Annotated in this window: 8 protein-coding genes; 5 read left to right on the top strand and 3 right to left on the bottom strand. The window is 65.0% G+C overall.

The genetic code is table 11. The features are described 5' to 3' along the window. Positions 1 to 90: 90 nt before the first annotated feature. A complete protein-coding gene (locus tag F8237_RS05340) occupies positions 91 to 963 on the bottom strand; it encodes an SDR family oxidoreductase (protein ID WP_151642742.1) in 873 nt (290 codons plus the stop codon). Positions 964 to 1,079: 116 nt separating this feature from the next. Between F8237_RS05340 and F8237_RS05335 the strand changes: the two genes are divergently transcribed. The 3 genes from F8237_RS05335 (at position 1,080) to F8237_RS05325 (ending at position 4,524) form a co-directional block, all read left to right on the top strand. Continuing rightward, positions 1,080 to 1,889 carry a crotonase/enoyl-CoA hydratase family protein gene (locus tag F8237_RS05335; RefSeq protein WP_151642741.1) on the top strand — a complete coding sequence of 270 codons (810 nt, stop codon included), beginning with the start codon at positions 1,080 to 1,082 and terminating at the stop codon, positions 1,887 to 1,889. Positions 1,890 to 2,055: 166 nt separating this feature from the next. Continuing rightward, positions 2,056 to 3,600: an acyl-CoA synthetase gene (locus tag F8237_RS05330; protein WP_151642740.1), complete on the top strand. Its 1,545-nt coding sequence runs from the start codon at positions 2,056 to 2,058 to the stop codon at positions 3,598 to 3,600. A 129-nt stretch (positions 3,601 to 3,729) separates the two neighbouring features. Further along, on the top strand, positions 3,730 to 4,524 hold the full coding sequence (locus tag F8237_RS05325) for an enoyl-CoA hydratase/isomerase family protein (protein ID WP_151642739.1): 795 nt from the start codon (positions 3,730 to 3,732) through the stop codon (positions 4,522 to 4,524). Positions 4,525 to 4,533: 9 nt separating this feature from the next. On the opposite strand, the gene glgX is transcribed toward F8237_RS05325, so the two are convergent. Continuing rightward, complete coding sequence (gene glgX, locus F8237_RS05320) at positions 4,534 to 6,651, bottom strand: glycogen debranching protein GlgX (protein ID WP_151642738.1); 2,118 nt, start codon at positions 6,649 to 6,651, stop codon at positions 4,534 to 4,536. 215 nt (positions 6,652 to 6,866) lie between these two features. Between glgX and F8237_RS05315 the strand changes: the two genes are divergently transcribed. Further along, positions 6,867 to 7,271, top strand: a complete 405-nt coding sequence (locus F8237_RS05315) for a YccF domain-containing protein (protein ID WP_151642737.1) — start codon at positions 6,867 to 6,869, stop codon at positions 7,269 to 7,271. 871 nt (positions 7,272 to 8,142) lie between these two features. Next, positions 8,143 to 10,935 carry a phosphoenolpyruvate carboxylase gene (ppc, locus tag F8237_RS05310; RefSeq protein WP_151642736.1) on the top strand — a complete coding sequence of 931 codons (2,793 nt, stop codon included), beginning with the start codon at positions 8,143 to 8,145 and terminating at the stop codon, positions 10,933 to 10,935. A gap of 60 nt (positions 10,936 to 10,995) precedes the next feature. Here ppc and F8237_RS05305 read toward each other — a convergent pair whose 3' ends face one another. Then, positions 10,996 to 11,910 carry an SDR family oxidoreductase gene (locus F8237_RS05305; RefSeq protein ID WP_151642735.1) on the bottom strand — a complete coding sequence of 305 codons (915 nt, stop codon included), beginning with the start codon at positions 11,908 to 11,910 and terminating at the stop codon, positions 10,996 to 10,998. Between the last annotated feature and the right edge of the window lie 76 nt (positions 11,911 to 11,986).

The following is an 11,986-nucleotide window of genomic DNA, read 5'->3' as shown; positions in this document are numbered from 1 at the left end:
CAAGATGGGAGGGGCCATCGATGGTTTCGTGTCCCGGACGCGCTGCAGCGCTCTTGCGCTGCGCTGCGTCCGGGGCACGAGAGAGCGACGCTACCCCCGCTTCGCCCGGTCCTTCTCGTTCTGCGCCATGATGCTTTCGCGCGCGGTCTTCCAGTCGGCGTCGCTCCAGTCGCGCAGCTGGTAGAAATTGCCGCCCATGGCGAGCGCCTGTGCGCCGTCCATGGCGATGGTCTCGCCATTGATCCAGTCGCAGCCGCCGGAGATCAGGAACACGGCGAGGTTCTGCAACTCCTCCATGGTGCCGACGCGGCCCATCGGGTTCATCGCCTTGGTGCGCGCACCGGCCTCGTCGCCCGGCTTGATGCGCTTGCTCATGCCCTCGGTCGGGATTTCGCCCGGCGCGATGGTGTTGAGGCGGATGCCGTAGCGGCCCCATTCGGTCGCGAGCGACATCGTCATGGCGTGGATCGCCGACTTGCTCATCGCCGACGGCACCACATAGGGCGAGCCGTTGCGGACCCAGGTCACGGTGATCGAGACGACGTTGCCGGGCTGCTTCAGCGCGATCCAGCGCTTGCCGATCGCCTGCGTGACGTAGAACGTGCCGTGCATGACGATGTTGGCGACCGCGTCGAAGCCTTTCGGCGACAGCTCTTCGCTGCGCGAGATGAAATTGCCGGCGGCGTTGTTGATGAGGTCGGTGAGGGGCGCGTCGCGAAAGATGGTCTCGACCATCTCCTCGACCGCGAGCGCGTTGCGGATGTCGACGCCGTGGCTGGTGACGCGGCCGCCATATTGATCCATCAGCTCGGTCGCGGTCTCGTCGCAGACGACCTTGCGGCGTCCGCAGATATGCACCTCGGCGCCGAGCTGGAGGAAGCGCGCCGCCATCGACTTGCCGAGCCCGGTCCCGCCTCCGGTGACGAGAATGCGCCGTCCAGCCAAAAGATTTTCCTTGAACATGGCTGTTTCTCCCGTACGGATTGTCAGTTAATTGGTCGATTGACTAAATCCGGGCGCCGTCTTCCTGTAAAGCGGCACCGAACAAGAACAGGCAAGAACCAGGGGAGAATTGATCCATGGAAGAGCGCGTCTCGATCTCGATTTCGGAAGGCGTCGCCGACGTGCGGCTGGTGCGCGCGGACAAGATGAACGCGCTGGATCAGGCGATGTTCGAGGCCCTCGTTGCCGCAACCGAACGGCTTTCGAAGGAAAAGGGCGTGCGCGCCGTCGTTCTCTCCGGCGAGGGCCGCGCCTTCTGCGCCGGTCTCGACATGGGGCGCTTTGCCGCCATGAAAGAGGGGGGTGGCAACGGAATTCCGGGTGGCGAAAATCGCGACCTCACCAAGCGCACGCATGGCCAGGCGAACTTCCCGCAACAGGCGGTGTGGGGTTGGCGCCAGCTTCCGGTTCCGGTGATCGCGGCCGTGCACGGCGTCGCCTTCGGCGGCGGCTTCCAGCTCTCGCTCGGCGCCGACATGCGCTTCCTGAGCCCCGACGCGCGGATGTCGGTGATGGAGATCAAATGGGGCCTCGTGCCTGACATGGCGGGCACACCGGTCCTGGCCTCGCTGGTGCGCGACGACATTTTGCGCGATCTCACTTACACCGGCCGCATCTTCTCCGCGCAGGAGGCGATGAGTTACGGCCTCGCCACGCGCATCTGCGACGACCCGCGCGCCGCCGCGCTCGAAGTTGCACGCGAGATCGCCGGCAAGAGCCCCGATGCGATCCGCGCCGCCAAGCGCCTGCTCAACAATCTCTCGGTTGATCCCGGTCCCGCATTGCTGGCGGAGTCGGTCGAGCAACAGAAGCTGATCGGCAGCGCCAACCAGACCGAAGCGGTACGCTCCAATCTGGAGAAGCGCGCGGCGAGGTATGTGGATTGATGGTCTCCGTCATGGCCTGGCAAAAGCGCGAAGCGCGTCTTCGCACGAGATGTCCCGGCCATCCACGTTCTTGGCCGATTGCGACGAAGCAAGGAAGTGGATCACCGGGACAAGCCCGGTGATGACGACTAACTGGCATCGTCGCCAAACAACAAAGAAAAACAAAATGAGCGAAACGTCCCCATTCCTCGGCATCGTCTCCGGCGAGCGCCGCCGTTCCCATGCGGAAGTCGCCACCCGTGCCGATCGCATCGCCTCCGGCCTCGCCCAGATCGGCGTCAGGCAGGGCGATTGCGTCTGCATGCTGATGCGCAACGACATCGCCTTCCTCGAGGCTGCCTATGCCGCGATGCGGCTCGGGGCCTACGGCGTGCCGATCAACTGGCATTTCAAGCCTGAGGAGATCAACTACATCCTCGGCGACACCGGCACCTCCGTCCTGATCGGACACGCCGACATGCTGCACGCCTTGCGCGATACGATTCCGAAGGGCGTCACCGTGCTCAGCGTCCCAACGCCGCCGGAAATTCTGTCGAACTACAAGGTCGATCCCGATCATCTGGCAACGCCGGATTTTGCGATCGATTTCGAAACCTGGCTCGTGCAGTACCAGCCCTATGACGGCCCGGTCGTGCCACAGCCAATGAACATGATCTACACCTCGGGCACGACAGGCCATCCCAAGGGTGTGCGGCGCAATGCACCGACGCCGGCGCAGCAGGCGGCCGGCGAGCGCATGCGCGCGATGATCTACGGGCTGAAACCCGGTGCCCGCGCCATCCTGCCGGGGCCGCTCTATCATTCCGCGCCGAACTCGTTCGGCATCCGCGCCGGAAAGCTCGGCGGCGTCCTGGTGCTGATGCCGCGCTTCGAGCCCGAGGAGTTTCTTGAACTGATCGAGCGTTACCAGATTGACACCATCTTCATGGTGCCGACCATGTTCATCCGCCTGATGAAGCTGCCGGAGGCGGTGCGAAAGAAGTACGACGTCTCCTCGCTGCGCCACATCATCCACGCTGCAGCGCCCTGTCCGGCGGACGTCAAGCGCGCCATGATCGAGTGGTGGGGGCCGGTGATCTACGAATTCTACGGCTCGACCGAATCCAGCGCCGTCACCTTCGCGACCTCCGAGGACGCGTTGAAGAAGCCCGGCACGGTCGGCCGGATTTCGCCCGGCGCCGAGCTTCGCTTCATCGGCGAGGACGGAAGCGTGTTGCCGGTTGGTGAGATCGGCGAGATCTATTCCCGCATGGCGGAGATGGCGGACTTCACCTACCACAACAAGCCGGAGAAGCGCGCCGAGATCGATCGCGACGGTTTCATCACCTCAGGTGATGTCGGTTACATCGACGCAGACGGCTATGTCTTCATCTGCGATCGCAAGCGCGACATGGTGATTTCGGGCGGCGTCAACATCTATCCGGCCGAGATCGAATCCGTGCTGCACGCCGTCCCCGGCGTGCATGATTGCGCCGTGTTCGGCATCCCCGATGCCGAGTTCGGTGAGGCGCTGATGGCCGTGGTCGAGCCGCAGGCGGGTATCACGCTCGATGCCGCCGGCATCCGCGCAAGGCTGAAGACCTCGCTCGCCGATTACAAGGTGCCGAAGCATATCGAGATCCGCACCGGGCTGCCGCGCGAAGACTCCGGCAAGATCTTCAAGCGCCGCCTGCGTGATCCCTATTGGGAGCAGGCGGGACGGAAGATCTGACGATGAGACGATGACCCGTAGGGTGGGCAAAGCGTAGCGTGCCCACCAATTTCAGCACTGAGGAAACATGGTGGGCACGGCGCTCGCGCCTTTGCCCACCCTACGAGATGCATGACGGGAAATATTCACATGACCGACGCCGCCAACGAAGTCCTCTACACCGTCGCCGACCACATCGCGACCATCACGCTCAACGCGCCGGAGCGCATGAACACGATCTCCGGGCCGATGCTCAACGATCTGGCGCGGCTATTGACCGAGGCCAACGAGGACAAGAACGTCCGCGTCGTCATCCTGACCGGCAAGGGGCGGGCGTTCTGCGCCGGCCTCGACCTGCGCAAGGAGCGCGACGGCAACGGTCTCAGCGCGGCGTCGTCACCGACCACGATCAATTTGCGCAACACGCCGCCGACGGTGTTGCAGGCGATGGACAAGCCGACCATCTGCGCCGTCAACGGCGGCGCGGCCGGCTACGGCATGGACACCGCGCTCGGCTGCGACATTCGCATCATGGCGGAATCCTCCAAGCTTGCCGCGGCCTTCGTCAAGCGCGGCGTCGTGCCGGAATCCGGCGGCACCTGGCTGTTGCCGCGGATGCTCGGCTGGGCCAAGGCCTCCGAGCTGATCTTCACCGGCCGGACGCTGAGTGCGCGCGAGTGCCTCGACTGGGGCCTCGCGAACGAGGTCGTGCCGGACGCCGAGCTGATGACCCGCGCCAACGCGATCGCCCGCGAGATCGCCGCCAACGCGCCGCTCGCGGTGCAAGCATCAAAACGCATGATGCGCATGGGCCTGAACGAAAATTTCTCCGACCACGTCCACCACGTCTATCTCCAGCTGCTGCCGCTGTTCAAGACGCAGGACATGGCCGAAGGCATGAAAGCCTTCATGGAAAAGCGCGAGGCGAAGTTCGAGGGGCGCTGATCCGAACCCCTACGCCAGCTCCCCGCCAACGAACAGCAGGAACGACCGGCCCGGCACCTTGTAGATGCTGTCGAACTCGAACCGATCGCCCGACGCGCCGTCGGCGGAATTGGTGTCGAGCAACAGCGACCAACACGGGCCGGCCGTTGTGTGTGGCAGCTTGAAGTCGACCTCGCCCTCGTAGCTGTTGAGGATGATCAGCACGCTGTCGTCCTCGCCGTGGCGCGGGATCGCGGTCTTGCGCGCCCGGCCGTCCAGCACGACACCAAAACACTTCAACCAGCCGTTCTCCCAATAGGCGCTCGTCATCTCGCCGCCGCCGGCATTGACCCAGACGACATCGCGGATGTCGAGCTGCGCGTCGTGGGCGCCGGTGAGGAAGCGGCTGCGGCGCAGGATCGGGTAGTCGCGCCGGAGCTGGATCACGCGCTTGGTGAAGGCGAGCAGCGCCTGCGCATCGTCGCCCATGGTCCAGTCGAACCAGGAGATGTCGCTGTCCTGGCAATAGGCGTTGTTGTTGCCCTGCTGGCTGCGGCCGAATTCGTCGCCGCCGAGCAGCATCGGCGTTCCCTGCGAGAGCAGCAGCGTCGCCAGCATGTTGCGCTTCTGCCGCTCGCGCAGCGCGATGATCTCCTTGTCGTCGGTCGGGCCTTCGGCGCCGCAATTCCACGACAAATTGTTCGAATTGCCGTCTTTGTTGTTTTCGCCATTGGCGTCGTTGTGCTTGTCGTTGTAACTCGCCCAGTCGTTCAGCGTGAAACCGTCATGGGCGGTGATGAAATTGATGCTCGCCCATGAGCGCCGGCCGCCCCAGCGACCGAAGATGTCGGCCGACCCAAGCAGCCGCGCGGCGAGCGCGGAGGGCGGCGCCTCGCCGCGCCAATAGTCGCGCACGATATCGCGATATTTGTCGTTCCACTCCGCCCAGCCGGGCGGGAAGCCGCCGACCTGGTAGCCGCCGGGGCCGCAATCCCAGGGCTCGGCGATCAGCTTGACGGTCGCCAGCAGCGGGTCCTGGTCCATCGCCTTCAGGAAGCCGCTCTGCTCGTCGAAACCGTAGACCTCGCGGGCGAGAATGGTGCCGAGGTCGAAGCGGAAGCCGTCGATATGCATGTGCCCGGCCCAGTAGCGCAAGCTGTCCATCACCATCTGGATGACGCGGGGATGGGACAGGTTGACGGTATTTCCGGTGCCGGTGTCGTTGATGTAATAGCGCCGCCGGTCCGGCAGCAGGCGATAATAGCTGGCGTTGTCGATGCCCTTGAACGACAGCGTCGGCCCGAGCTCGTTGCCTTCGGCGGTGTGGTTGTAGACGACGTCGAGGATCACCTCGAGCCCGGCGCCGTGCAGCTTCGACACCATCTCCTTGAACTCGCGCAAGGAGTTCGGCACGTCGGAGGCATAGCGCGGGTCGGGCGCGAAGAAGCCGATGGTGTTGTAGCCCCAGTAGTTGACCAGGTTCTTCTTCAGCAAATAGTCGTCGTTGATGAAGGAGTGCACCGGCAGCAGCTCGACCGAGGTGACGCCGAGCGAGGTCAGGTGTCCGATCATCTCGGGCGCGGCAAAGCCGGCATAGGTGCCGCGCAGATGCTCGGGCACGTCGGGGTGCTTCTTCGTAAATCCTTTGACATGCGTTTCGTAGACGATGGTCTCGTCCCAATGCACGTTCTGCCGCGCCGCCTCGGCCTGCCAGTCGAAATCGGGATCGACCACGACGCATTTCGGCATGAACGGCGCGCTGTCGCGCTCGTCGAAGGTGGTGTCGTCGCCCGTCTCCATCTTATAGCCGAACACCGCCGGGTCCCATGTCAGGGTGCCGGCGTGGGCGCGGGCATAGGGGTCGAGCAGGAGCTTGTTCGGGTTGAAGCGATGACCGGCCTCGGGCTGATAGGGCCCGTGAACGCGGAGGCCGTAAAACGTGCCGGGCCCGACGCCCGCGATGTAGCCGTGGAAGACCTGGTCGGTGTATTCCGGCAGCTCGAAACGGTGCGTCTCGCGATCGCCGTCGAACAGGCAGACCTCCACCTTGGTGGCATTCGCTGAAAATACCGCAAAGTTCGTGCCCTTGCCGCTCCAATGGGCACCCAGCGGATAAGGCAGGCCTTCCTCGATGACGAAATCGGACATGTAAATCCCCAGGCGCCAGTGGCCGCGACAGCAACGCCATGGCGTCCTGTTTGTTTCAATCGCCGTGCCATTCTGGTCGTCGCGTGCGTCAGTTCGATGAAGTGGTGCGCGGGCGGCGCCATTTGAGGCAATCGGACGCGGCGGAGCCGCTGGCCGTCTTCGCAGCGATGATTTTCGCGCCTATATAGGCGGGATCATTGACCGCGGATAAAACCATGACCCCCGTTTCCATGCTGCTCAACATCCTCTGGATCCTCATCGGCGGCGCCTGGATGGCGTTCGGCTGGCTGGTGGCTGCGGTCATCATGGCCGTCACCATCATCGGCCTGCCCTGGGCGCGGGCGGCTTTCAACATCGCCATCTACACGCTGCTGCCGTTCGGCTCGCGGGCGGTCAATCGCTATGAGGTCACCGGCGTCGAGGATGTCGGCACCGGCCCGCTCGGGGTGATCGGCAACATCATCTGGTTCGTGCTGGCCGGCTGGTGGCTGGCGCTAGGCCACCTCGTGACCGCCCTGGTGCTCGCCGTGACCATCATCGGCATCCCCTTCGCCTGGGCGCATCTCAAGCTCGCGGGCATCGCGCTGTGGCCGATCGGCAAGGTGATCGTGCCGGCTTAGGGCGAACGCGCAGCTCGTAGGATGGGGAGAGCGAAGCGAAACCCATCAATTCGTCCGCTGGTGACGAAGCGTGATGGGTTTCGCTTCGCTCTCCCCATCCTACACACCTCACACCATTCCTCGCGTTGCCCGACGGGCAAAACACGCCACATGCAGGTCAAGCGCCGCCTACCAGATATTCTGATTGACCGAAGTTTTGTCTTCGGGTAAACCGCATTTCATCCCGGCCCGCCAAAGGGGCGTTTCGCGATCGTCACGATACGTGAGTCGGGATGCGATGGACGCGGCAGCGCCGGCGCGTGACGGGAGGGCAGGGCGGGCTATGCCTGTGAGCCATCACGATCCGCGGGATCGACACGGCGCGGTCACAGCGTTTCTTTTCGGCTTTTGGGGCGAGCACGCGCGAGCCCTGGAATGATCGGGGAGGGACGTCCGCGGACGGCAAAAGCGTGTGGTCCTGACGCCCGCAGGCTGGCGTCAAGGCTTGCGGTAATGTGGCGGCCAACCGGTGCGCGCATCGATCATCCGCAAGGCGACGGGGGCAACAGTGCATCGCTCCCCGGGGAGAGCGCGCCATAAGCCGTAAAACCATTGCGCAGGGAAGGCCGGGCGACCGGCATCACCTGTGGTCACCCCGCGTGCGTCTTCCGCGTGCGGACCCTGGGTGCCAGCCGGCGCCCGGCCTTCCCTGCGCCCTTTGTTCTCGCGAGGGCGAAGCGGACCAGCAAAGCTCGGGCAGACTATGCCGCGAGACCGCGAAGGCGTGGCACGAATGTGCGCCGCCCCCAAACTCATCTTGCGCTGCGGCAAAAAACTTGCACACTCGACCGGGCCGGGGAGCCATAGGGAGCTCTAGAAGGAGCGCGCGCCGATGTCCCTCCAAACCGTATCATCCGACGCCGCCGATCAACGCGCCAATCGCCCCGAGGACATTCAGGCACTGGACGCGGATGCGCGGCTGCGGGACGACATCCGCCTGCTCGGGCGCATTCTGGGCGACACGGTGCGCGACCAGGAGGGCGCCGATCTGTTCGACCTGGTCGAGCGCATCCGGCAGACCTCGATCCGGTTCCACCGCGACGAGGACCGGCTCGCCCGCCGCGAGCTCGAGCAGATCCTCGACAGCATGTCGACCTCCGAGACGGTGCGGATCGTCCGCGCCTTCAGCTATTTTTCCCACCTCGCCAACATCGCCGAGGACCAGAACAACATCCGCCAGATGCGTGCCCGCAGTGCCGCCAGCGGCTCCGGCGTGCTGGCGGAGACGCTGGCCCATGCCAAGGCCGCGGGGATCGGCGCCGATGCGTTGCGCAATTTCTTCAAGACCGCGCTGGTCAGCCCGGTCCTGACCGCGCATCCGACCGAGGTCCGCCGCAAGAGCACGATGGACCGCGAGATGGAGGTCGCAGCTCTGCTCGACCGCCGCGAGCGCGTCGCGCTGACCGCGGACGAGGCCGCAGCGAGCGACGAGCAGCTGCGCCGCGAGGTGCTGACGCTATGGCAGACCAATCTCTTGCGCCGGACCAAGCTCACCGTGCTCGACGAGGTCGCCAACGGTCTGTCGTTCTACGACTACACGTTCCTGCGCGAGGTGCCGCGGCTGGTCAACACGCTGGAGGATCGACTGGAGGAGGGCGGCGAGCAGGCCGCTGGCGAGCTCGCCTCGTTCCTGCGCATGGGCAGCTGGATCGGCGGCGACCGCGACGGCAATCCCTTCGTCACCGCCGACGTCATGCGCGGCACGCTGCGGCTGCAGTCGAGCCGGGTGATGCAGTTCTATCTGGAGGAGCTGCACGTGCTCGGCTCCGAGCTGTCGATCGCGGCGCATCTTGCCGACATTTCCGAGGAGCTGCGCAACCTGGCGGAGCGCTCGCCCGATACCTCGCCGCACCGGATCGGCGAGCCGTATCGCCTCGCGGTCTCCGGCATCTACGCCCGCCTGACCGCGACGGCCGAAAAGCTCCAGGTCGAGATCACGCGCCGGCCGGTTGGCAAGGGCGCGCCCTATGGGAGCGTCAGGGAGTTGCAGGCCGATCTCGACGTGCTGCACCGCTCGCTGATCTCCAACAACGCCCGCGTCATCGCGCGCGGCAGGCTCCGGCTGCTGCGGCGCGCGGTGGATTGTTTCGGCTTCCATCTGGCGCGGCTCGACATCCGTCAGAATTCCGCTGTGCACGAGCGCACCATCGCCGAGCTGATGGACGCCGCCAACCCCGGCATGTCCTATCTCGCGCTCGGCGAGGACGCCCGCATCTCGCTGCTGACCAACGAATTGCGCAGCCCGCGCTCGCTGGTGTCGCCCTTCGTCAAGTACAGCGACGAGACCATGGGCGAGCTCAACGTCTTCCACGCCGCCGCGGAGGCGCATGCGAAGTTCGGCTCGGACTCCATTCCCCAATGCATCATCTCGATGTGCAAGAGCATGTCCGACATGCTCGAGGTCGCCGTACTCCTGAAGGAAGTCGGCCTCGTCCATCCCTCCGGGCGCAGCGCCATCAACATCGTGCCGCTGTTCGAGACCATCGAGGATTTGCAGGCCTCCTCCGTCATCATGGATCGGATGCTGTCGCTGCACGATTACCGTCGCCTCGTCGACAGCTGTGGCGGCGTGCAGGAGGTCATGCTCGGCTATTCCGACAGCAACAAGGATGGCGGCTTCGTCACCTCGGGCTGGGAGCTCTACAAGGCCGAGATCGGTCTCGTCGAAGTGTTCGAGCGGCATCACGTGCGCCTGCGCCTGTTCCACGGCCGCGGCGGCTCGGTCGGCCGCGGCGGCGGTCCGAGCTATGACGCCATCATCGCCCAGCCGGGCGGCGCCGTGAACGGCCAGATCCGCATCACCGAGCAGGGCGAGATCATCTCGTCGAAATATTCCAACGCCGAGGTCGGCCGCAGCAATCTGGAGATTCTCGCGGCCGCGACGCTGGAGGCGAGCCTGCTGCATCCGCGCCAGAGCGCGCCGCGCCGCGAATACCTCACCGCGATGGACGAGCTGTCGGGCCTTGCCTTCAAGGCCTATCGCGGCCTCGTCTACGAGACCGACGGTTTCGTCGATTATTTCTGGGCCTCGACCGTGATCAACGAGATCGCGACGCTCAACATCGGCAGCCGTCCGGCCTCGCGCAAGAAGACCCGCGCGATCGAGGATTTGCGCGCGATCCCCTGGGTGTTCTCATGGGCGCAGTGCCGCCTGATGCTGCCGGGCTGGTACGGCTTCGGCAGCGCGGTCGAGCAATGGATCGCGCAGCATCCGGACAAGGGCATGCCGTTCCTGAAAGAGCTCTACAGGGAATGGCCGTTCTTCCGCATGCTGCTGTCGAACATGGACATGGTGCTCGCCAAGAGCTCGATCGCGATCGCCTCGCGCTATGCCGAGCTCGTGCCCGACGAGGCCCTGCGCGAAAAAATCTTCGGCCGCATCCGCCGCGAATGGCATTCCTGCATCGAGACGCTGCTCGACATCATGGGCCAGGACCGCCTGCTGCAGGGCAACCCGCTGCTGGAGCGCTCCGTGCGCCACCGCTTCCCCTATCTCGATCCGCTCAACCACGTGCAGGTCGAGCTGCTCAAGGAGCACCGCGCGCAGAACCCGGACGAGCAGGTGCTGCGCGGGATTCAGCTCACCATCAACGGGATTTCGGCGGGGCTCAGGAATACGGGGTAGGTGTTCGCCACGACGGCGGTGCGCTCCCTCTCCCCGCAAGCGGGGAGAGGTGAAGTCAGCTCAGACCGGATCCCACGGGAAGATATCCGCCGAACGGTCGAGCTTGTAGAACGAGCCCTTCAGCGCCGGCATGCCGTGTTCGGCGATCGACTGCGGCGTCCAGCCTTCGCTGCGATGAACCGAGCGCAGCGGGCGGTTCTGGCTGAACAGGAACAGCTCGTTCATGCGCGCGCCGAAGATCTGCCCGGTGACTTCCTTGGCGGCATCGGAGAGCAGATAGGCGCAGATCGGCGCGATCTTCTCCGGGCCCATCTGCTTGATCTTCTCGACGCGCGCCTTCTCGGCCTCGGTCTCGGTCGGGATGGTGCCGATCATGCGGGTCCAGGCGAACGGCGAGACGCAGTTGGAACGAACGTTGAAGCGGCCCATGTCGAGCGCGATCGATTTCGACAGGCCGACGATGCCGAGCTTGGCGGCGGCATAATTGGCCTGGCCGAAATTGCCGATCAGGCCCGAGGTCGAGGTGAAGTGCACGAAGGAGCCGGACTCCTGCTCGCGGAAGATGCGCGCGGCGGCGTGGCTGACGTAGAACGAGCCCATCAGATGCACCTTGATGACGGCCTCGAACGCCTCCACGCTCATCTTGTGGAAGATCATGTCGCGCAGGATGCCGGCATTGTTGACGACGCCGTCGAGCCGGCCGAAATGATCGGTCGCAGCCTTCACGATCTTGCTGGCGGGGATCGCTTCCGCCACCGACTCGAAATTGGCCACTGCACTCCCGCCACGCTTCTTGATTTCCTCCACCACCTCCTCGGCGGGTGTGGCGCTGGTGCCGGCGCCGTCGGCGGCGACGCCGGGGTCGTTGACGACGACCTTGGCGCCTTCCGCCGCGCACAGCAGCGCGATCTCCCGCCCGATGCCGCGGCCTGCGCCGGTGACGATGATGACCTTGTCCTGCAGTGATTTGCTCATGTGGGTTCTCCGCTAGCCGTTCCAAATTCCGCCGTCATTCCGGGATGCGCCGAAAGGCGCAGGCCCGGAATCCATA

The organism is Bradyrhizobium betae (assembly GCF_008932115.1).
In the GTDB taxonomy this organism is placed as follows: Bacteria; Pseudomonadota; Alphaproteobacteria; order Rhizobiales; family Xanthobacteraceae; genus Bradyrhizobium; species Bradyrhizobium betae.
Note: the sequence above shows the minus strand (reverse complement) of the source record. Positions and strands in the feature narration are given on the sequence as shown.